Here is a 19,858-nt window from a genome sequence, read left to right on the forward strand (position 1 = left end):
ACCTCTCGCGCATGGCAGACACCAACTCGCTCACCGGCCGCATCGCCCGCTACGCCCGCGTCGGCGGCACCGGCATCGGCCTGGCGGCGCAGATGGGTGCCGCGCGCATCTTCGGCGGCGAGGTCGACAAGGCCGCCGGTGCCGCCCAGCTCCGCGCCGCGCTCGGCGGGCTCAAGGGCCCGGTGATGAAGGTCGCGCAGATCATCTCGACCATCCCCGACGCCGTGCCTCCCGAGTACGCCGCCGAACTGGCGCAGCTCCAGTCGAACGCTCCCGCCATGGGCTGGCCGTTCGTCCGCCGCCGCATGAAAAGCGAGCTCGGCGCGGACTGGGAGGCGAAATACACGACGTTTGAGCATGAGGCCGCCGCCGCCGCCTCGCTCGGCCAGGTCCACCGCGCCACCGGCCTCGATGGACGCCGCCTTGCGGCCAAGCTGCAATATCCCGACATGGCCAGCGCCGTCGAAGCCGACCTCGGCCAGCTCGACCTGCTGTTCGGCCTGTACAAGCGCTTCGACAAGTCGATCGACACCGCGGAAATCCACACCGAGCTCGCCGACCGCCTGCGCGAGGAGCTCGACTACGAGCGCGAGGCAAAGCACCTCAACCTGTACCGCGACATGCTCGGCAACGAGGCCGGGGTGCACCTGCCCGAGGTCGTGCCGGAACTGTCGACGCGCCGCCTGCTGACCATGACCTGGCTCGATGGCCGGCCGTTGCTCGACTACAAGACCGGCTCGCTGGAGGTGCGCAACCGGATCGCCGAGAACCTGTTTCGCGCCTGGTACATCCCGCTGCATCACTTCGGCGTGATCCACGGCGACCCGCACCTCGGCAATTATACCGTGCGCGACGACCTCGCGATCAACCTGCTCGACTTCGGCTGCATCCGGGTGTTCCCGCCGCGCTTCATCGGCGGCGTCGTCGACCTGTACCGCGCCATCGAGACCGGCAACGAGGCGCTCGCCGTCGACGCCTTCGAGCGCTGGGGCTTCACCGGACTGTCGCGCGAGATCATCGACACGCTGCTGATCTGGGCGAAATTCCTGTACGGGCCGCTGCTCGACGATCGCAAGCGCGTCATCGATGCCAGCGGCAATCCCGCCACCTATGGCCGCGAGACGGCGCAAAAGGTCCATGCCCGGCTGCGCGAACTGGGCACCGTCACCGTGCCGCGCGAGTTCGTCTTCATGGACCGTGCGGCGATCGGATTGGGCGGCGTCTTCATGCACTTGCAGGCGGAACTCAACTGGTACGCAATGTTCAACGCGATGATCGCGGGCTTCGACGAGGGTGCGCTGGCGGCCAAGCAGGCGGCGGCACTGGAACGCGCCGGACTCTAGGGGCTTCCCCCGCCGTCGCACTTTGCTATGAAGTCCTGCGGGGTTCGCTCACAGGTGTTTTATGGCAAATGATTTTACGGAGACGTTCCACGGGCAGGTCGGCGACGACGGTGCATCGAAGGAACATCTGAATACTTACCTGCGCGTCATGGCGATGCTCAAATGGGGCACCGTCGCGCTGGCGATATTGCTGATCCTGATGGCGATCTTCCTGGTTCATTGATAGTTTATTGGGGCGTCATCCAATGCGGATAGCGGTGCTGCGCGAGACTGTGGACGCCGAATGCCGGGTGGCGGCGACGCCTGAGACAGTGAAGAAGTTCATTGCGCTGGGTGCGACCGTGGCCGTCGAGGCCGGGGCAGGGACCGGCGCCAACATCGCCGATGCGCTGTATGCGGAGGCCGGTGCGATCATCGGCCCACGCGAGCAGATCCTCGCCGAAGCCGACCTGGTCGCGGCGGTGCAGGGCCCGGCAGTGGCCGACCTGCCGGGCATCCGGCCGGGCACGGTGCTGGCCGCGGTGCTGTCGCCGTTCGCCGATCGCGCCCGTGTCGACGGCTATGCCGCCGCCGGGATCGACGCGCTGGCGATGGAGCTGATGCCGCGCATCACCCGCGCCCAGTCGATGGACGTGCTGTCGTCGCAGTCCAACCTGTCGGGCTACAAGTCGGTGATCGACGCGGCGGAGGCTTATGGCCGCGCCTTTCCGATGATGATGACCGCCGCCGGCACGATCAGCGCCGCGCGGGTGTTCGTCATGGGCGTCGGCGTCGCCGGGCTGCAGGCGATCGCCACGGCACGGCGGCTTGGCGCGCTGGTCTCGGCCACCGACGTCCGCGCCGCGACCCGCGAGCAGATCGAATCGCTCGGCGCCAAGGCGATCTTCGTCGCCGACGTGAAGGGCATCGAGGGCGAGGGCACCGGCGGCTATGCCACGGAAATGTCCGACGAATACAAGGCGGCACAGGCGGCGCTGGTGTCGTCGCACATCGCCAAGCAGGACATCGTCGTGACCACCGCGCTGATCCCCGGTCGCCCCGCGCCGCGCCTGATCAGCGACGAGCAGATCGCCACGATGCGCCCCGGCTCGGTCATCGTCGACCTCGCGGTGGAAAGCGGCGGCAATGTCGAGGGCTCGGTCCCCGGCTCGGTCGTGATGCGCCACGGCGTCAAGGTCATCGGCCACCGCAACGTCCCCTCGCGCCTCGCCGCCGACGCCTCGGCGCTCTACTCGCGGAACGTCTACAACTTCATCGCCGCATTCTGGGACAAGGACGCCGGCAAGACCGCCTGGCCCGCCGACGACGAAATCGTTAAAGGCGTCACCCTGACCCGCGGCGGCGCCGTGGTCCACGAGCGGTTGCTGGGGTGAGGGTAGCCCGCCCCCTCCACCGCGAAGACGCGGTCCCCCTCCCCCTGAAGAGGGGGAGGATCTCGAAATCCTCCCCCTCTTCAGGGGGAGGTGGCGGCGCAGCCGACGGAGGGGGCCAGCGCGCTCCAACTGCTGCGTGAAACTCACCGGCCCATCCTCCACCATCCGCAAGGCCCGCTCCCTGCGCTCGACCATGAGCCTGCCTGAGGTCCTGCTGTGGAAGCATCTCCGCCAGCGCTCCAACGACCTGAAGTTCCGCCGCCAGCACCCGGCCGGCCGGTATATTGCCGACTTCTTCTGCGCCGACGCCCGGCTGATCGTCGAGATCGACGGCGCGGGTCACAGCATCGGTGACCAGCCGGCGCATGATGCGCGTCGCGACGCCTTCCTGCGCGCCAACGGTGTCGAGGTACTCAGGATCGACGCCGTCGACGTCTTGAAGTGCATCGAAGACGTGCTGATCACCATCATCGCGACGGCGAATGCGCGCCGGCCCTTCCACCCTGAAGCGGGGGAGGATCTCGTGTCGGCGCAGCCGACGGCGGGGGCTACACACCCGAGGACACGCCAATGGAACACCTGATCCCGCAGCTCAGCATCTTCGTGCTGGCCTGTTTCGTCGGCTATTACGTCGTCTGGTCGGTGACGCCGGCGCTGCACACGCCGCTGATGGCGGTGACCAATGCGATTTCCAGCGTCATCGTCGTCGGTGCGCTGATCGCCGCGTCGGCTGCGGTCGGGGGTAGCGAGACGTCGAAGTGGCTGGGGCTGCTCGCGGTCGCGCTGGCCAGCGTCAACATCTTCGGGGGGTTTGCGGTGACGCAGCGGATGCTCGGCATGTACAAGAAAAAGGACCGCCCGGCGGTCAAGGCGAAGTCATGAGCGAAGCTATCGCTCAAACTCCCGCCTGGGTAGCGCTCGCCTATCTGGTTTCGGGCGTGCTATTCATCCTCGCACTCCGTGGCTTGTCGAGCCCCGAGACCAGCCAGCAGGGTAACCGCTATGGCATGATCGGCATGGCGATCGCGGTCGGCACGACACTGATCCGCCACGACGTCGGCCTGCCGCTGATCCTGGCGGCCATCGCCATCGGCGGCGGCATCGGCTTCGTCATCGCCCGCCGCATCAAGATGACGGCGATGCCGGAGCTGGTCGCGGGCTTCCACAGCCTCGTCGGCATGGCCGCGGTGCTGGTCGGCGTCGCCGCATACCTCAACCCCGGCGCGTTCGGCATCCTCGACCCCGTTACCGGCGACATCGCCACGGTCAGCCGCGTCGAGATGGGGCTGGGCGTTGCCATCGGTGCGATCACCTTCTCCGGCTCGGTCATCGCGTTCCTGAAGCTCAGCGGCCGCATGTCGGGCGCACCGATCCAGCTGCCCGGGCGCCACGTCATCAACCTCGGCATCCTGGCGGCGATCCTGATCCTGATCGGCGTCTTCACCACCAACTCCGCGGCGATCTACTTCTTCACCATCGTCGCGCTCAGCTTCGTGATCGGCTTCCTGCTGATCATCCCGATCGGCGGCGCGGACATGCCGGTCGTCATCTCGATGCTCAACAGCTATTCGGGCTGGGCGGCGGCGGCGATGGGCTTCACGCTGCAGAACACCGCGATGATCGTCACCGGCGCATTGGTCGGCAGCTCCGGCGCGATCCTCAGCTACATCATGTGCACCGCGATGAATCGCAGCTTCATCAGCGTCATCGCCGGCGGCTTCGGCGGCGAGTCCAGCTCCGCCGCCAAGGGCGCCGCCGTCGAGCGCCCGTGGAAGCGCGGCTCGGCCGAGGACGCCGCCTTCATCATGAAGAACGCCGAGAGCGTCATCATCGTCCCCGGCTACGGCATGGCGGTCAGCCAGGCGCAGCACGCGCTGCGCGAAATGGGCGACCTGCTGGCGAAGCAGGGTGTCAGCGTCAAATACGCCATCCACCCGGTCGCCGGCCGCATGCCCGGTCACATGAACGTCCTGCTCGCCGAGGCGAACGTCCCCTATGACGAGATCTTCGAGCTGGAAGACATCAACGGCGAGTTCGCCCAGGCCGATGTCGCCTTCGTGATCGGTGCCAACGACGTCACCAATCCGGCGGCCAAGACCGACAAGTCGTCGCCGATCTACGGCATGCCGGTACTCGACGTCGAAAAGGCCAAGACCGTGCTGTTCGTCAAGCGCAGCATGGGCGGCGTCGGCTATGCCGGGGTCGACAACGACGTGTTCTACATGGACAATACCATGATGCTGCTCGCCGACGCCAAGAAGATGGTGGAGACGATCAACAAGTCTTTGGGTTGAGGAGACCGACATGCGCGCCACCACGCTGACTGCACTGACCGTCCTGCCGTTGCTGGCGCTTGCCGCTTGCGGCGTCACCAATTCGACATCGCTGGGCCAGACCAAGGACGCGCCGCCGTCGGTGACCGCGACCACCCAGCTGCTCGGCCCGAACGGCGAGATGCGTGGCAGCGCCCGGCTGGAGCAGCGCGCCGGCGGCACACGCGTCATCGCCTCGGTCGAGGGACTGCCCGCCGGTCCGCACGGCATCCATCTCCACGCGGTCGGCAAGTGCGACGCGCCGGGCTTCACCACCGCGGGTGGCCACTTCAACCCGACCATGAAGATGCACGGCAGCATGAACCCGATGGGCCCGCACGAGGGTGACCTGCCCAACGTCGATGTCGCCGCCGACGGCAAGGGGAAAGTGGAGTTCACCGTCCCCGGCCTGATGCTGACCGGTGGCACGGCGCCGCTGCTCGATGCCGATGGCGCGGCGCTGGTGGTTCACGCCACCGCCGACGACCTCAAGACCGATCCGTCGGGCAATTCCGGCGGTCGCATCGCCTGCGGGATCATCGCCGCGCGCTAGCCTCCAACGACGCCGCCCGGCCCTCCCCGCTACACCGCCGGGAGGGCAGGGGGCTGTCCTACACGAACCATGCCGGTTACAGCATGGCCGCATGTCAACCAATGTCCCAGCCGTCGTCCCGCCGCGCAAGCCCCGCCACGACGGCTGGACCCTGAAGCGCCAGCAGCGTTTCATCGCCGCGTTGGCCGAGCATGGCATCGTCAGCACGGCGCTCAAGGTCGTCAAGCTCGCGCCGGCCTCGGCCTATGACCTGCGCCGCCGCTCGCCCGAATTCGCCGCCGCCTGGGATGCGGCGCTCGAGCCCGGCCTCGACCGGCTCGAGGATCGCATCATGGACCACGCCCTGAACGGCGTCCCGACCGAGGTCTGGTATGCGGGCGCGCATTGCGGCCACCGCCGGGTCCACCAGCCGTGGATCGCACTCGCGGCGTTACGGGCGCAGCGCCCGGCGAAATGGGGTGCCGGTGTCGGCGGTGCGGCCAATGCCAATGTCACCAAGGCGCTCGCCGCCCGCGACGAGGCGCGCGCCCTGACCGCGGCGATCGCCACCGAGGCCCGGCGCCGCAAGGGCAAGATCCTTGAAATCACCCCTGAAAGCGTCAAGATCGCCGACCGCAAGATGCTCGGCATCCTCACCGCCTACACCGAGATGGGCGCCGCCGATCCGGTCTATCACGCTCGCCTCAACCTCGAGGCCGACGCCGCCGAGTTCGCCTGCCCACCCCAGTCGGCGTTCGTCGCCGCGCGGCAATACCAGTTCCTGACCGACTATCACCCCGCGACGATCGAGCAGCTCCAGTCCATCGGCGAAGACCTGCCGACCGTTCGTTCGATGGTCGAGGCGCAGGATGCCCGCGATGCGTCCGACGCGCTGTTCGATGCCGCGACCGAAGCGGCGTCGGCCCACGCTGCCCCAGCCTGGTAGGTCAGGCCACCCGGCTATCCCTGCCAGCCTGCATCGGTGATCAGTGGTGCGCCCCCCCGACGCACCAACCGGGTCAGGCGGCCTTGGCCAGTGCCCGGTCGACTTCGGCCAGCCGCATGCCGTACATCATCGCCATGGTCGCATGAACATGACGTGCTGTTTCTGGCACTGCCGACTTTGCCAGCTCACGCTCTTCCAACAGTCGGTGACGAAGGTACGTCGACAATGGTGGAGTCTGGGTCATTACAACCTCTGGTCTAGCATGACTTTCCCCCGACTCTATCGATTTACCTCCGAAACGAACGAAAGTCTGTGCGGAACCGCACTTAAAGCCTAGGGTGTCGACGAAAGTTAACAAAAATGTTGCGGTGAGACAATAAAGCACCGGTAGATCGGAGAAATATTGGATCATCCACAAGCCAGGGCGGCCAACATCCTGCTGAGCACGATGGCGCCGTCGGACTATGCCCTGCTGGCACCGCATTTTCACCGTATCGAACTGCCGCTACGACTCCAGTTGCACGCCGCCGGTCGCAAGATCGAGCAGGTCTATTTCCCCGAGGATGGCATCGTCTCGATCGTCGCCGTGGCGCTCGACGGCAAGCCCTGTGAAGTCGGCCTGTTCGGGCGCGAGGGCATGTCCGAGACCGCGACGGTGATGGGCACCGATCACTCCCCGCACGAAGCCTATGTCCAGGCCCCCGGCACGTCGGCGATGAAGCTGTCGACTCGCGTGCTCGACGAGGCGATGAAGACCAGCCCGACGCTGCGCCTGCACCTGCTCAAATACGTCCAGGCGATGGTCATCCAGCTGTCGACCTCGATCGCCGCGAGCGGCCAGACCATCGAGCAGCGCCTCGCGCGTTGGCTGTTGATGTGCCACGACCGCGTCGACGACGGCGACATCCCGCTGACCCATGAGTTCATCGGCATGATGCTCGGCGTCCGCCGCGCCGGCGTCACCGAGGCGATGAACCAACTGAGCGACCGGCGGCTGATCAGTCCGCGTCGCGGCATCATCCGCATCGACGACCGGCTCGGCCTCGAACATCTCGCGGCCGGTGGCTATGGCCTTGCCGAGGCGGAGTATCAGCGCCTCGTCGGGGTCGCCCTGCGCCGCGACGCCAATACGCTGCGCCGCGAGGTCATCGGCGACGGCGCCAAGGCCGCCTGATCCCCCGGCCTAGTCGTTTCGACTAGGCCGCCTAATCGGATCGAGCACAGCGCCCCGAGGACCGGTGTGCTTGATTGGCATGGTAATCTTCGAGGAAGCTTTCCATGACGCTCACCCCCGTTCAACAGTCGGCGTACAACGACATCCGGGCCAAGCTCGACGCCAGCGGCATGTTCAACACCGTGACGCACGACGAGGTCAACGACGTCGCGGCGCGCCTCAAAGGGCTCAGCTCGACGGACGCCGACGCGGTCATCGACGAGATGGCGGCGAACGGCCAGCTCGACCGCCTCGCCGAGGAGACCGTCGACGGTAGCTGGTTCGGCAACGGCGGCCTGTCCGGCAGCGAGCGCACCGACCTGTTCAACACGCTGGCGACCAAGCTCGACGGCACCAGCCTCGCCAGCGTCAGCAACGCCTTCGCCGGCGCGACCACCGGTGAGGACGACTTCAACGTCGTCACCGACCTCGCCAGTGCGGTCGCGACGCACGCGACGTCGCAGGCCAAGGTCGATTACGTCGGCGCGCTGGCGTCCGAGACCGACGGCAAAGGCCTGCAGGGCGCCGGCCTCGGCGGTGGCTGGGAGCGCAATGTCGACAGCGAGGCGGGCGCCATCGGCACCGTGCTCGGCTCGATGCGCGGCTATTATGCCGAGCAGGCGTTCGGCAAGCTGACCACCGACCAGACCCGCGCGGTGCTCAAGACCGGCATCGACCAGAGCGTCAACTTCTCGAGCAACAGCGTCTCGACCAGCTTCGACACGGCGCGCTTCCAGGGCGTCATGGCCGCCGCCTCGAGCATCTACAATCCCGACATGAAGGCGCGCATCTTCGACGCCGGCACCGACGCGCTGCGCATCGTGCGCGACGACACCAAGTTCCCGGTGATCTCGGTCGGCGAGAAGGACACGCTGAAGGCGATGACCGCCTCGATGGCCGGGCTGCTCGACAGCGACACCAGCGGCGTCGTGCGCGAGCTGACCTACAACACCGAGACGCAGGACGGCTCGGACCTTGCGGCCTATTCGCAGGTGATGATCGCCACCGGGCAGGAGGCCAAGCTCGGCGAGCAGATGGCCAAGCTGCAGCTCGGCAACGACCTGAGCGGCGATCCGATCGCGCGGCTGAACGAGACGGTCTCGGTCGGCGGGCAGGAGCGCCGCGAGAATGCCGGGGCGCTTGGCTACTTCACCGGCGCCGTCTATGCCGGGGCAGCGGCCAATTCCAAGGACGTGGCGGCGCAGCGGGAGATGGTCACCAACGTGCTCAACTCGGTTCTCACCGTGGTCGACAAGGCCAGCCCCAAGGGCGTCGCGACCGCCGCCAGCCTCGGCAAGGTGTGGATGTCGTCCGCGGTCAAGGCCGCGATCAGCGATCCGGGCCTCGATCCCGCGGCACGGCTGGAGCGCGCCGCGCTGCCGCAGGACCCCGCTACGGGTGAACTCGGCGTCGGCGATGCGGTGGCGGACGCGTTCAACACAACTCTCAGCCGCGTCCAGCGCACCGCCGTTCCTTGATCCTCGCCGCGTTCCGTTGGCGCCGGCTGGCGCTGCTGCTGGCCGGGCCGCTGCTCCTCAGTGCCTGTGACGACAAGGCTTCCACGATGACGCTGCCCGATCCGCCGGCCCCGCTGACCCGGCCTGCCGAATACAGCTTCGGCGACCATGTCGCGGCTGCCGACGAGCGGCTGGCGAAGCGGGCAGGGGTGGCGCTCGGCAATCCGGGGCGCCCGCGCGAGGTGCATTACGTCGCCCCGGCGGGCACCGACTTCGACGCGATCCGGCAGTCTTACGCAGCGCGGGCGCGGGACGGCGGCTGGGCGGAGGCGCGGACGCTGGCCCTGACGCTGCGACCTGGGGAAGGCGGGTTCGGCTTCACCCGCGGCGACCAGGCGTTCGCGCTGGTGTGGTTGCGGGCGGAGGCGGGCGGGGCGACGCCGGTGACGGTGATCAGGGTTGGTTGAGGCTAAGCGGCGGGGGAGGTAGGAAGGGCACGGGCAAAGCCCGCGCTGGCGTCGAACGAGGCAGCGGAAGGGCTGCTCTCGTCGGCCGGGCTTGCGCCGAGTCCGGCGACTGCTCGGGAAACGCCTGGAGGGGCGTTTACCTCGCTGTCGGCGGCCGGCTTAGCCGTCATCCCCCATCCGCAGCGCGGCGATAAACGCCTCCTGCGGAATATCGACGTTGCCGTACTGGCGCATCCGCTTCTTGCCCTCCTTCTGCTTGTCGAGGAGCTTCTTCTTCCGGCTGATGTCGCCGCCATAGCATTTCGCGGTGACGTCCTTGCGCATCGCGGCGATCGTCTCGCGCGCAATGACCTTGCCGCCGATCGCGGCTTGCACCGGGATCTTGAACAGGTGGCGCGGGATCAGGTCCTTCATGCGCTCGCACATGTGGCGGCCACGCGCCTCGGCGGCGCCGCGGTGGACGATCATGCTGAGCGCGTCGACGACCTCGGAATTGACCATGATCGTCATCTTCACCAGATCGCCCTCGCGGGTCCCGATCTGGGTATAGTCGAAGCTCGCATAACCTCGGCTAATCGACTTCAATCTATCATAAAAATCGAAAACCACCTCGTTCAGCGGCAGCTCGTAAACGGTCTGCGCGCGACCGCCGATATAGGTCAGGTTCTTCTGGATACCGCGCCGATCCTGACACAGCTTGAGCACCGAGCCGAGGTACTCGTCGGGCACGAAGATCGTCGCCTCGATCCACGGTTCCTCGATCATCTCGATCGTCGAAGGATCGGGCATGTCCGCCGGATTGTGCAGTTCCTTCGTCGTACCGTCGCGCAGGTGCAGCTTGTACACCACCGACGGCGCCGTCGTGATCAGGTCGAGGTCGTATTCCCGCGTCAGCCGCTCCTGCACGATCTCCAGGTGCAACAGTCCGAGGAACCCGCAACGGAAGCCGAAGCCGAGCGCCGCCGAACTCTCCGTCTCGAAGCTGAACGACGCATCGTTCAGCCGCAGCTTGTACAGGCTGTCGCGCAGCTTCTCGAAGTCTGCTGCATCGGTCGGGAACAGTCCGCAGAAGACCACCGGCTGAACCGTCTTGAACCCTGGCAGCGCCTGCGCCGTCGGCCGCTTGGCGTCGGTGATGGTATCGCCGACGTTGGTCTGCGCCACCTCCTTGATCTGGGCCGTAATGAACCCTATCTCTCCGGGACCGAGAGTATCGAGCAACTCGATCTTGGGACGAAACACCCCCACCCGGTCGACCAGGTGCTGTGTTTCCTCCGCCATCATCAGGATTTGCTGACCTTTTCGCAAACTGCCGTCGATGACACGCACCAGAATGACGACGCCGAGATACGGATCGTACCAACTATCGACCAACATCGCCTTCAAAGGCGCGTTTATGTCACCCTTTGGCGGCGGAATGAACTTCACGATGGCGTCGAGTACGTCCTCGATGCCGAGTCCGGTCTTGGCGCTGGCGAGGACCGCATCGTCGGTCGAGATGCCGATGATGTCCTCGATCTGCTTCTTGACCCGCTCCGGCTCCGCCGACGGCAGGTCGACCTTGTTGATGACGGGAACGATGACATGATCATGCTCGATCGACTGATAGACGTTCGCCAAGGTCTGCGCCTCGACACCCTGCGCCGCATCGACGACCAGCAGCGCGCCCTCGCACGCCGCCAGCGACCGCGACACTTCATAGGCGAAGTCGACGTGCCCCGGCGTGTCCATCAGGTTGAGGACAAAGCCTTTATAGTCGAGGCGGACGGTCTGCGACTTGATCGTGATACCGCGCTCGCGCTCGATATCCATGTTGTCGAGCACCTGCTCGCTCATCTCGCGCGCAGTCAGCCCGCCGGTCTGCTGGATCAGCCGGTCGGCGAGCGTCGACTTGCCATGATCGATATGGGCGATGATCGAGAAGTTGCGGATTTTGCTGATGTCGGCTGTCATATCGCCCCGCTGTAGCAGAGGGGGCGTTGCAAGCAAACGCGCGTCGCTCCACACTCTCCGAAAGCCACGAAGGAAACTGAGTGCTGCAAGTTGCGATCGTCGGCTCGGGTCCCGCCGGCTTCTATACCGCCGAAGCGCTGGTCAAGAAGTTCGGTGCCGAGGTCCGGGTCGACATCATCGACCGCCTGCCGACACCCTACGGCCTGATCCGCGCCGGCGTCGCCCCGGACCACCAGTCGATCAAGGCGGTCGACAAGCGCTATGCCGGCACCGCCACTGCCGGCGGCGTTCGGTTTGTCGGCAACATCCAGGTTGGAGATACCGGCGTGACGATCGCGGAGTTGTCCGACCTCTACGACGTTGTGGTGCTGGCCACCGGCGCGCCGCAGGATCGGCCGCTCGGCATCCCGGGCGAGGACCTGCCCGGCGTCATCGGCTCGGCGGCCTTCGTCGGCTGGTACAACGGCCATCCCGACTTCGCCGCGCTGGCCGTGCCGCTCCAGCACGCTGGCGCCTGCGTCATCGGCAACGGCAACGTCGCTATCGACGTGGCACGCATCCTAGCAAAGACGCCGGACGAGCTCGCGGCCTCCGACATCGTCGAGCATAGCCGCATCGCCCTCGACGCCAGCCGGATCCGCGACATCCACCTGATCGGCCGCCGCGGGCCGCACCAGGCGAGCTTCACCCCCAAGGAGATGGGCGAACTCGGTCACCTGTCGCGCGCCCAGCCGCTGGTCGATCCGACGCACCTGCCGCCGCTGGAGGCCGACGACGCTCTCGATCCCGGCCTGCGCAAAACGGTCGGTTTCCTGCGTAGCTTTGCCGCGCTGCCGCGCGACGAGCGGCCGATTACCATTCACTTCGACTTCCTGTCGCGCCCGGTTGCCATTGAGCCGCATGGCGATGCGCTTCGGCTGATTGTCGAGCGCACCCGGCTGGAAGGCGAAACCGCGATTGGCACCGGCGAGCTCCACGCCGTCGACTGCGGGCTGGTCGTCAGCTGCATCGGCTACCGCACCACGCCGATCCCCGGCGTGCCCTTCGACACGGCGCAGGGTCGCTTCGTCAACGTCGAGGGCCGCATCTCGCCCGGAGTGTACGCCGTCGGCTGGGCCCGGCGCGGACCGAGCGGCACCATCGGCACCAATCGCCCCGACGGCTTCGGCATTGTCGACTTGATCGCCGAAGATCTGACGCCCGCCGACCGGCAAGGCGGCGCCGGCCTCGACGCCCTGATCGCCGCCCGCGGATTGCGCCCAACCAGCTTCGCCGACTGGCAGCGCATCGACGCCGCCGAGGTTGCCGACGCCCGCCCCGGGGCCCCACGGGAAAAGCGCGTTAACCTCGACCATCTGCTCGCCGCACTGTTGCCTTGAGCCGGACCGGCCGTTATAGCGCGACCAAGTCGGGGCGTAGCTCAGCCCGGTAGAGCGCTGCCTTCGGGAGGCAGAGGCCGGAGGTTCGAATCCTCTCGCCCCGACCATCACATCCTGTTGCTATGACGCTCGGCTGCATTGTCGTCGATGTGGCCTGTGTCCAAGGGCGAGGCTCGACTTTGCTCGCTCACGCTGGCGGAACGCTTGACCTCCTGCAGCGCTCTGACGGCGCGGGTCCGAGGCGACCCATCATCGAGGAAGCAAGTCATGGCTGATAAAACTGCAATCCTGTACCGGATGGTGCTGCCCGACCATGTCTGCCCGTTCGGGGTTCGCGCCAAGCAGATGCTGACCGAGAACGGTTATGACGTCGATGACCGGCTGCTCCAGACGCGTCAGGAGGTCGACGAGTTCGAGGCCAAGCAGCGGGTTGACACGACTCCACTGGTGATCATTGATGGCCAGGTGGTTGGCGGCAGCGACGATCTCGAGCGATTTCTGCAGGCGGGTTGAAGCTGCCGCTCCACCGGCCGGTTTTTATGGACCGACGACGATCCAGCGATCGGCAGGCTCACCGGCCGGGTAGGAGCGAGCGAGATGGCAGACCGCGGTGGGCCGAGCCAGATGGGCATCCTGACCTTCGGATGTTTGGGCATCATCGGCATCGCTTTGTTGCTCTACCTGATGTGGACCTATGCCGAGACTGCGGACGCAGCGCCGCTGCCGGATGCACCTGCGAGCGTTCGTTGAGCTATCGTGGGACGGAGCCCGGGTTGCGCGTAAGCCTCAGGCAATCAAGGTAGGAATGTTCAGATGGCGTTGACGATCGTACTCGCGACGCTGCTCCAGGCGGCTGCGGTGACGCCGCCCGCGCCGCCTGCGTCGCCCGCTTCGCCACCGCCGGTGAGGGCACGCGGCACGTTGTTCATCGCGCCGTCGGGGGAGCCGTTCCACGGCGTCGTCGGCGAGACCTATCCGGTGGTGACGTGGTTCGCTCGCGCCGACGCCGACCATGACGGCAAGCTGACCCGCAGTGAGTTCCGGCGCGATTTCATGTCCTACTTCAAGGTGCTGGACGCCAATGGCGACGGCATCGTCGATGCCGCCGAGATCACCCGGTACGAGGAGGAACTGGCGCCGGAGGTCCAGGTCAACTTTGGCGGTGGGCCGCAGTTTCGCAGTCAGCCGGTTCCTTCCAGCGGCGACGAGAGCGAGGGCGGTGCCAAGCCGCGCAACCTGCCCGACCTGCCGCGTGGCGCTGGTCGATACGCCCTGATCAACGCGCCGGAGCCGGTAGTGGCGGCCGATGCCGATCTCAACCGGCGGATATCGCAGGCCGAATATGCCGCATCGGCGGATCGGCGCTTCGCGCTGCTGGACCCTCAGGATGTCGGTTATCTGACGCTGGCGACGCTGCCCAAGACGCCTGTGCAGGCGCGCGCCGAGGCGCGGATCAAGAAGCCGCGCTAACGGTCGGCAGCCGCCCGGCGAAGGCGGTCGTTGATCGCCACGCCAAGGCCGCGCTCGGGGATCGGAGCGACGGCGATGCCGGAACGCCCGCTGGCCTGCGCCTCGTGAAGCAAGTCGAACAGTCGTGCCGCCGCCTCGTCGACATTGCCCGAAGCCGACAGCGACAGGTCGCCGCGGACCGGGCCGAAACCGAGGTGGTACTCATGCCGTGACGCCGTGCGCGCGTCGAGGCGCAGCGGTTGGAACGGCGCGTAATGACTTGGCAGCTGCCCCGGCGCGGTGATGGCATTGGAATCATTCGCCGCGACTACGCCCAGCGCTGCTGCCGGAATGGCGCCGGGGCGGAGCAGCATGACGCCGTGCGCGGTGACCGAGACGATGGTGCTCTCCAGCCCGGTCTCGCTGGGCCCGTCGTCGAGGATCAGCGGGATGCGTCCGCCCAGGGTTGCTTCGACATGCTCGGCCCTGGTCGGGCTCAGCCGGCCGCTGGCGTTGGCGGAAGGCGCGGCGAGCGGCCCCACGCCGGCGATCACCGCCTGCATGACCGGATGCGCAGGGCAGCGCACCGCCAGCGTCGGCAGCCCGGCACGCACCAGCCCGGCGATCTTCGCCCCCGGCTTCAGCGGCAACACCAGCGTCAGCGGTCCTGGCCAATGCTGCTCGATCAGTCGCTGTGCTCGCGAATCGATGCGGACCAGCGTGTTCGCCTGTCGCAGGTCGGCGACGTGGACGATCAGCGGGTTGAAGCTGGGCCGGCCCTTGGCGGCATAGACCTTGGCCACCGCCGCCGCGCTGTCCGCCCGCGCTGCCAGGCCGTAGACCGTCTCCGTCGGCAGGGCGACGACTTCGCCTGCCTGCAGCAGGTCGATCGCGCTCGCGATGCCGTACGCGTCGGCGGGCAGGGTGAGCGTCGTCAAGTCGCCGGTTGGTCGGTCCATCCACCCAGCCTATACGCAACGAAACCTCGCCCGTCCAAAGGCCTGCTGAATGACCTATACCGCCCCGACCGCCGAACAGCGCTTCGTGCTCGACACCGTCGCCGACATCACCGGGCTGAGCGCGCTGCCCGGCTTCGACGGCGCCACCCCGGACATGGTCGAGGCCATATTGGAGGAGGTCGGGCGGCTGGCGGGCGAGGTCTTCGCACCGCTCAACCGCATCGGCGATACGGTCGGCGCCCGGCTTGAGGGCGATACGGTCACCTTGCCGCCCGGGTTTGCCGAAGCCTATGCGCGTTATGTCGAGGGCGGCTGGGCGTCGCTGGGCGCGTCACCGGCGCACGGCGGGCAGGGGCTGCCGTTCGTGCTGGCCAGCGCGGTGCAGGAGCAGCTGACCTCGGCCAACATGGCGTTCAGCCTGTGCATGATGCTCAGCCAGGGCGCGATCGAGGCGCTGCAGGCGCATGCCTCGCCCGAGTTGCAGGAGACCTACCTGACCAAGCTCGTCAGCGGCGAATGGACCGGCACGATGAACCTGACCGAGCCGCAGGCGGGCAGCGACGTCGGGGCGCTGCGAACCCGCGCCGATCCGCATGCCGACGGAAGCTACCGGGTCAAGGGCCAGAAGATCTACATCACCTGGGGCGAGCACAACGTCGCCCCCAACATCGTCCACCTGGTGCTGGCGCGACTGCCCGATGCGCCGCCCGGCACGCGCGGCATCTCGCTGTTCCTGTGCCCCAAGATTCTGCCCGATGGCTCGCGCAACGACCTGCGCTGCGTCGGGCTCGAGCATAAGCTGGGCATCCACGCCTCGCCGACCTGCACCATGGCGTTCGGCGAGCATGACGGCTGCGTCGGCTACCTCGTCGGGGCGGAAGGCGGCGGCATGAAGGCGATGTTCACCATGATGAACCACGCCCGCGTCAACGTCGGCCTGCAGGGCGTCGCCATCGCCGAGCGGGCCTATCAAGGCGCGCTGAGCTTCGCCAAGGACCGCGTCCAGGGCGGCGGCAAGCGCATCATCGAATACCCCGACGTGCGCCGCATGCTGCTGACCCTCAAGGCCTCGACCGAGGCGATCCGCGCGCTCGCCTATTACAACGCCGCCGCCGTCGACCGCGCGCACGCCGCCCACGATCCCGAGGCCAAGGCCCTCGCCGACCTGCTGACCCCGATCACCAAAGCCTATGCCACCGACCTCGGCGTCGAGCTGTCGAGCCTTGCTGTGCAGGTCTTCGGCGGCATGGGCTATGTCGAGGAGACCGGCGCCGCGCAGCACCTGCGCGACGCCCGCATCGCGCCGATCTACGAGGGTACCAACGGCATCCAGGCGATGGACCTAGTCGGGCGCAAACTGTCGGCCGGCGCGTGGAAGCCGCTGTTCGCCGACATCCGCGACCTCGTACGGGCGCTGCCCCGCGCCGGCGACCTCGGCATCATTGGGCCGTATCTCGACGATGCGCTGGGCGCCCTGGAGAATGCGACGGTCTGGATGACCGGCAACAGCGGCGACGCGGCAGACGACAATGCCGCGGGTGCGACGCCATACCTGCGCATGTTCGGCGTGACGCTCGGCGGTTACCTGCTGGCACGACAGGCAGTCGCGGCGTCGGAGCGGCTATCGGACGGGGAGGGCGACCCGGTCTTCCTCAAGGCCAAGATCGCCACGGCGCGCTTCTTTGCCGAGCAGATCCTGCCCTCGGCCACCGCGCTCCTCGGCCCCGCGACGCGAGGCGCTGCGGGACTGTTCGCCGTCCCCGAGGAGGCGTTGTCGGCCTAGCGACCTTCCTCGACCGCCTCGGGTGCCTTGGGCGTCATCGCGGCGTAATAGGCCGCAACCGCTTGGATCTGCGGATCGGTCATCAGGCTCGCTGCGATGTTCATCGGCTTGGCCTCGAGCGTGTTGCCGCGCCGCCGCGTGCTGTACAACCGCAACTGGTCGCGCAGGTAGATGGCGTTCTGCCCGGCGATCGCTGGGTACAGCCGCGAGTTCGCCTTGTTGATGTCGTGGCAATTCTGGCAGGCACCGACCTTCTGGGCGGGCAACCCGTTCTCGGCGATTTGCGCCCCCAGCGCCAGCACGGCCGGCGTCACCGGGTAGCGCGGCGAGTCGGTCCGGGGCAGGGCGCGGAAATGCGCGGTCAACGCGTCGATCTGGCTGTCGTTGAGTTGCACGGCGACGGGCTGCATGAAGGCGCTCTGGCGCGTGCCGTCGGCATAGTCGTGCAGCGCCTTCTTGAAGGTCGTCTGGTTGAGCACGGTCAGGTTTGGGAAGGCCCCGCCGGGACGCCCGGCACCGTCGCTGCCGTGGCACTGGACGCACGATGCCGCGAGGTCGGGCCCGACCGTGCCATGACCGAAGGCTGCGGCCGGCCGGGTATACTGCGATTCCGCCGGATATTCGTTCATGTTCGGCATGCGGAAGGCCTTGGCCGGCGTCCCGTCTGACGGCGGCGCAAAGCCGGCGACGGCGGCGGCCGGCCCTGCCGGGCCCTCGGCCAGCGCGTCGAACTCGGCGCGGTTCAGCTTCGGCAGACGGCGCAGGAAGGCGACGATCGACCAGACCTCGTCTTCACGCCCCTCCGCCGGCCACGACGGCATCGCGCTGTACTTCACACCGTGCTGGAGGATGTAGAACAGCTCCGGCGCCGAATATTGGCCAAGCACGACGGACAGATATTGCGGCCGTGGTCGCATCGCCAGCGCGATCGGGTTCTGCCCAAGCCCGGGCGCGCCGTGGCAATTGGAGCAGACGCGGCTGAAATACACTGCGCCCTTCTGGACACGAGGCTCGCTATCTAGGTCGGCGGGGACGGCGATACCGTCGGCATGATGCGACACCGACCGCTTGAAGACGTAATGCAGCAGCCCGGCCCAGCCCTCCGGATGCGGCGTCGACGCGCCGAGGTCCAGCATGCCGCTGGTGATGACCAGGATCCCGATGACTGCGGCGCTGGCTCCCGCGGCCAGCAGCGGCCCGATCCAGTGGTTGAACTGGCGGGGAAACAATATTCCAATCAGCGAGGACCGCGATGGAGGAGACATGTCGGGCGATCCTGCACGCTACAAGTCCGTGGAATGCGCAGGCGGCCAGCCTGTTCCGTAGGATATCGTACGTACCTCGCCGATCGTGTCATTTTACCTTCGGCACGGAGCGTTCGGCGTCGTGCGGAAATCAGGTGGCACAACGGAAGCCAAGATCGCTGCTCCCTCCCACTCGCGGCTTCGCGGCGGGAGGGAGCAGATGACAGCCTTACGCGAACAGCTTGCTCCAGCCGCGCACCGCACGGTCTTTCCAGTAACCGCGGTGATAGGCATCGGATGCCAGCAGCGGCATCACCGAACCGGCCTCGGCAAACACCATCTGCTCGATGCCGGTGTTGACCTTGCCCCAGCTTGCAGCCTCCTGCAGCGTCGACGACGAGCAGGCGCCGTCGCGCACGTCGGCAACAGTGATCTGGACCGCGTACTTGTGGACCTGGACGTCGTCATGGCCGAGGATCTCGGCGCAGACCACGGTGTCCTGGATGAAGTTCTTGGGCACGCCGCCGCCGATCATCAACAGGCCAGTGGTGCCCGCCTTGATCTTGATCTCGGTCAGTTCGCGGAAGTCGGCGATGGCGTCGAGGACCATGTAAGGCTTGCCCGCCTTCACCGCATCGACCTGGTGCTTGACGAGGCCGAAGCCCGCCGACGAGTCGACGAACGCCGGGCAGAAGATCGGCACGTCATGCTCGTACGCCAGCTTGACCAGGCTGTTGTCCTTCTTGCCGTGCTCGACGAGATACTTGCCCATCTCGCGGATGAACTCGCGGCTCGAATAGGCGCGTGGCTCCAGCGTCTCGGCGATCTCGAAGATCGTGTGGTCGACGTTCTGGAGCTGCTCCTCGTCGATGTAGGTGTCGTAGATTCGGTCGATCAGCAACGAGCGCAGCGTGTCGTCGTCCGGCACCTCCAGTGCCTGATAGTGCTTGTGGCCAAGGCCCTCGAAGAAATCCATGTCGACGATCGACGCGCCGGTGGCGACGATGCCGTCGATCATGTTGTTGCGCACCAGCTCGGCATACAGGTCCATGCAGCCGCCGGCCGAGGTCGACCCGGCGATGACCAGGAAGATCGTGCAGTCGGGGTCCTTGAGCATGTCGTTGTAGATGCTCGTCGCCCGCGCCAGGTCGCGCGAGGTGAAGCTCATGCCGGCCATGCCGTCGATGATCGGGCGCGCGTCGAAGCTGCGGATATCGATGTGCTTGACCGTGGTCGAAAGCAATTCCGCCTTGCGGGTGTCGTTGATGGCGTTGGTGGTCATGGTGTCTCCAGTGTCAGCTGGCTCGGCACCGCAGTGCCGCCCGCGGCTGGATCATCCAGCGCCGAACGGGGATAAACTGTCCCCCTCCCCCTGGGGAGGGGCTAGGGATGGGAGCGAGCCTTTGTGAGCCCTTTTCGCGCCGGGCAACGTATGCGGCAACCGCCGC

The 19,858-nt window shown here is 67.1% G+C and carries 21 protein-coding genes and 1 tRNA gene; 17 read left to right on the forward strand and 5 right to left on the reverse strand.

What is annotated here, in order from left to right; genetic code table 11:
• The first annotated feature begins 11 nt into the window (after positions 1-11).
• From ACOFKW_RS12020 to ACOFKW_RS12055, 8 genes are all read left to right on the forward strand, one after another.
• Complete coding sequence (locus ACOFKW_RS12020) at positions 12-1,343, forward strand: ABC1 kinase family protein (protein ID WP_419814390.1); 1,332 nt, start codon at positions 12-14, stop codon at positions 1,341-1,343.
• A 61-nt stretch (positions 1,344-1,404) separates the two neighbouring features.
• Positions 1,405-1,566: an aa3-type cytochrome c oxidase subunit IV gene (locus ACOFKW_RS12025; RefSeq protein ID WP_419814391.1), complete on the forward strand. Its 162-nt coding sequence runs from the start codon at positions 1,405-1,407 to the stop codon at positions 1,564-1,566.
• Positions 1,567-1,588: 22 nt separating this feature from the next.
• A complete protein-coding gene (locus ACOFKW_RS12030) occupies positions 1,589-2,716 on the forward strand; it encodes a Re/Si-specific NAD(P)(+) transhydrogenase subunit alpha (RefSeq protein ID WP_419814392.1) in 1,128 nt (375 codons plus the stop codon).
• Between the two features lie 136 nt (positions 2,717-2,852).
• The gene (locus tag ACOFKW_RS12035; RefSeq protein WP_419814393.1) at positions 2,853-3,299 is read left to right on the forward strand and encodes an endonuclease domain-containing protein; all 447 of its coding nucleotides are present in this window, start codon (positions 2,853-2,855) and stop codon (positions 3,297-3,299) included.
• Positions 3,287-3,598, forward strand: a complete 312-nt coding sequence (locus ACOFKW_RS12040; RefSeq protein ID WP_419814394.1) for an NAD(P) transhydrogenase subunit alpha — start codon at positions 3,287-3,289, stop codon at positions 3,596-3,598. The genes ACOFKW_RS12035 and ACOFKW_RS12040 overlap by 13 nt, the downstream gene beginning before the upstream one ends.
• Positions 3,595-5,010 carry an NAD(P)(+) transhydrogenase (Re/Si-specific) subunit beta gene (locus tag ACOFKW_RS12045; protein WP_419814395.1) on the forward strand — a complete coding sequence of 472 codons (1,416 nt, stop codon included), beginning with the start codon at positions 3,595-3,597 and terminating at the stop codon, positions 5,008-5,010. Before ACOFKW_RS12040 ends, ACOFKW_RS12045 begins: the two co-directional genes overlap by 4 nt.
• A 10-nt stretch (positions 5,011-5,020) precedes the next feature.
• Entirely contained in the window at positions 5,021-5,581 is a 561-nt protein-coding gene (locus ACOFKW_RS12050; RefSeq protein ID WP_419814396.1) for a superoxide dismutase family protein, read from the forward strand.
• 91 nt (positions 5,582-5,672) lie between these two features.
• Positions 5,673-6,506: a hypothetical protein gene (locus ACOFKW_RS12055; protein WP_419814397.1), complete on the forward strand. Its 834-nt coding sequence runs from the start codon at positions 5,673-5,675 to the stop codon at positions 6,504-6,506.
• Positions 6,507-6,579: 73 nt separating this feature from the next.
• On the opposite strand, the gene ACOFKW_RS12060 is transcribed toward ACOFKW_RS12055, so the two are convergent.
• A complete protein-coding gene (locus tag ACOFKW_RS12060; RefSeq protein WP_419814398.1) occupies positions 6,580-6,750 on the reverse strand; it encodes a hypothetical protein in 171 nt (56 codons plus the stop codon).
• A gap of 159 nt (positions 6,751-6,909) precedes the next feature.
• Here ACOFKW_RS12060 and ACOFKW_RS12065 point away from each other — a divergent pair, with 159 nt between their 5' ends.
• The 3 genes from ACOFKW_RS12065 (at position 6,910) to ACOFKW_RS12075 (ending at position 9,643) form a co-directional block, all read left to right on the forward strand.
• Positions 6,910-7,680: a Crp/Fnr family transcriptional regulator gene (locus tag ACOFKW_RS12065; protein ID WP_419814399.1), complete on the forward strand. Its 771-nt coding sequence runs from the start codon at positions 6,910-6,912 to the stop codon at positions 7,678-7,680.
• Positions 7,681-7,784: 104 nt separating this feature from the next.
• Positions 7,785-9,197: a hypothetical protein gene (locus ACOFKW_RS12070; RefSeq protein ID WP_419814400.1), complete on the forward strand. Its 1,413-nt coding sequence runs from the start codon at positions 7,785-7,787 to the stop codon at positions 9,195-9,197.
• Positions 9,194-9,643, forward strand: a complete 450-nt coding sequence (locus ACOFKW_RS12075; protein ID WP_419814401.1) for a hypothetical protein — start codon at positions 9,194-9,196, stop codon at positions 9,641-9,643. The genes ACOFKW_RS12070 and ACOFKW_RS12075 overlap by 4 nt, the downstream gene beginning before the upstream one ends.
• Before the next feature lie 159 nt (positions 9,644-9,802).
• Here ACOFKW_RS12075 and lepA read toward each other — a convergent pair whose 3' ends face one another.
• On the reverse strand, positions 9,803-11,596 hold the full coding sequence (lepA, locus tag ACOFKW_RS12080; RefSeq protein WP_419814402.1) for a translation elongation factor 4: 1,794 nt from the start codon (positions 11,594-11,596) through the stop codon (positions 9,803-9,805).
• A gap of 80 nt (positions 11,597-11,676) precedes the next feature.
• Between lepA and ACOFKW_RS12085 the strand changes: the two genes are divergently transcribed.
• The 5 genes from ACOFKW_RS12085 to ACOFKW_RS12105 all read left to right on the forward strand — a co-directional run bounded on the left by ACOFKW_RS12085 (position 11,677) and on the right by ACOFKW_RS12105 (position 14,445).
• Positions 11,677-12,975, forward strand: coding sequence for an FAD-dependent oxidoreductase (locus ACOFKW_RS12085; RefSeq protein WP_419814403.1), 1,299 nt, complete (start codon positions 11,677-11,679; stop codon positions 12,973-12,975).
• Positions 12,976-13,005: 30 nt separating this feature from the next.
• Positions 13,006-13,082 (forward strand) — tRNA-Pro (locus ACOFKW_RS12090).
• A gap of 160 nt (positions 13,083-13,242) precedes the next feature.
• On the forward strand, positions 13,243-13,488 hold the full coding sequence (locus ACOFKW_RS12095) for a glutathione S-transferase N-terminal domain-containing protein (RefSeq protein ID WP_419814404.1): 246 nt from the start codon (positions 13,243-13,245) through the stop codon (positions 13,486-13,488).
• Positions 13,489-13,572: 84 nt separating this feature from the next.
• Positions 13,573-13,725, forward strand: a complete 153-nt coding sequence (locus ACOFKW_RS12100) for a hypothetical protein (protein ID WP_419814405.1) — start codon at positions 13,573-13,575, stop codon at positions 13,723-13,725.
• A gap of 63 nt (positions 13,726-13,788) precedes the next feature.
• Entirely contained in the window at positions 13,789-14,445 is a 657-nt protein-coding gene (locus tag ACOFKW_RS12105; protein WP_419814406.1) for a hypothetical protein, read from the forward strand.
• Here ACOFKW_RS12105 and ACOFKW_RS12110 read toward each other — a convergent pair.
• Positions 14,442-15,383, reverse strand: a complete 942-nt coding sequence (locus tag ACOFKW_RS12110) for an L-threonylcarbamoyladenylate synthase (RefSeq protein ID WP_419814407.1) — start codon at positions 15,381-15,383, stop codon at positions 14,442-14,444. The two genes, ACOFKW_RS12105 and ACOFKW_RS12110, sit on opposite strands and share 4 nt — an antisense overlap.
• A 49-nt stretch (positions 15,384-15,432) precedes the next feature.
• Between ACOFKW_RS12110 and ACOFKW_RS12115 the strand changes: the two genes are divergently transcribed.
• Entirely contained in the window at positions 15,433-17,166 is a 1,734-nt protein-coding gene (locus ACOFKW_RS12115) for an acyl-CoA dehydrogenase (protein WP_419814408.1), read from the forward strand.
• Here ACOFKW_RS12115 and ACOFKW_RS12120 read toward each other — a convergent pair.
• On the reverse strand, positions 17,163-18,431 hold the full coding sequence (locus ACOFKW_RS12120; RefSeq protein ID WP_419814409.1) for a c-type cytochrome: 1,269 nt from the start codon (positions 18,429-18,431) through the stop codon (positions 17,163-17,165). The two genes, ACOFKW_RS12115 and ACOFKW_RS12120, sit on opposite strands and share 4 nt — an antisense overlap.
• 208 nt (positions 18,432-18,639) lie before the next feature.
• Positions 18,640-19,692, reverse strand: coding sequence for a 1,9-bis(guanidino)-5-aza-nonane synthase (locus ACOFKW_RS12125; RefSeq protein WP_419814410.1), 1,053 nt, complete (start codon positions 19,690-19,692; stop codon positions 18,640-18,642).
• Positions 19,693-19,858: the final 166 nt, after the last annotated feature.

It is taken from the genome of Glacieibacterium sp. (genome assembly GCF_965200405.1).
In the GTDB taxonomy this organism is placed as follows: Bacteria; Pseudomonadota; Alphaproteobacteria; order Sphingomonadales; family Sphingomonadaceae; genus Glacieibacterium.

Bases quoted from the DNA above. Each gene is read 5' to 3' on its own strand.
- ACOFKW_RS12020 (WP_419814390.1), top strand. From the start codon at position 12: ATGGCAGACACCAACTCGCTCACCGGCCGCATCGCCCGCTACGCCCGC.
- ACOFKW_RS12025 (WP_419814391.1), top strand. From the start codon at position 1,405: ATGGCAAATGATTTTACGGAGACGTTCCACGGGCAGGTCGGCGACGAC.
- ACOFKW_RS12030 (WP_419814392.1), top strand. From the start codon at position 1,589: ATGCGGATAGCGGTGCTGCGCGAGACTGTGGACGCCGAATGCCGGGTG.
- ACOFKW_RS12040 (WP_419814394.1), top strand. From the start codon at position 3,287: ATGGAACACCTGATCCCGCAGCTCAGCATCTTCGTGCTGGCCTGTTTC.
- ACOFKW_RS12045 (WP_419814395.1), top strand. From the start codon at position 3,595: ATGAGCGAAGCTATCGCTCAAACTCCCGCCTGGGTAGCGCTCGCCTAT.
- ACOFKW_RS12050 (WP_419814396.1), top strand. From the start codon at position 5,021: ATGCGCGCCACCACGCTGACTGCACTGACCGTCCTGCCGTTGCTGGCG.
- ACOFKW_RS12055 (WP_419814397.1), top strand. From the start codon at position 5,673: ATGTCAACCAATGTCCCAGCCGTCGTCCCGCCGCGCAAGCCCCGCCAC.
- ACOFKW_RS12060 (WP_419814398.1), bottom strand. From the start codon at position 6,750: ATGACCCAGACTCCACCATTGTCGACGTACCTTCGTCACCGACTGTTG.
- ACOFKW_RS12070 (WP_419814400.1), top strand. From the start codon at position 7,785: ATGACGCTCACCCCCGTTCAACAGTCGGCGTACAACGACATCCGGGCC.
- lepA (WP_419814402.1), bottom strand. From the start codon at position 11,596: ATGACAGCCGACATCAGCAAAATCCGCAACTTCTCGATCATCGCCCAT.
- ACOFKW_RS12095 (WP_419814404.1), top strand. From the start codon at position 13,243: ATGGCTGATAAAACTGCAATCCTGTACCGGATGGTGCTGCCCGACCAT.
- ACOFKW_RS12100 (WP_419814405.1), top strand. From the start codon at position 13,573: ATGGCAGACCGCGGTGGGCCGAGCCAGATGGGCATCCTGACCTTCGGA.
- ACOFKW_RS12105 (WP_419814406.1), top strand. From the start codon at position 13,789: ATGGCGTTGACGATCGTACTCGCGACGCTGCTCCAGGCGGCTGCGGTG.
- ACOFKW_RS12110 (WP_419814407.1), bottom strand. From the start codon at position 15,383: ATGGACCGACCAACCGGCGACTTGACGACGCTCACCCTGCCCGCCGAC.
- ACOFKW_RS12115 (WP_419814408.1), top strand. From the start codon at position 15,433: ATGACCTATACCGCCCCGACCGCCGAACAGCGCTTCGTGCTCGACACC.
- ACOFKW_RS12120 (WP_419814409.1), bottom strand. From the start codon at position 18,431: ATGTCTCCTCCATCGCGGTCCTCGCTGATTGGAATATTGTTTCCCCGC.
- ACOFKW_RS12125 (WP_419814410.1), bottom strand. From the start codon at position 19,692: ATGACCACCAACGCCATCAACGACACCCGCAAGGCGGAATTGCTTTCG.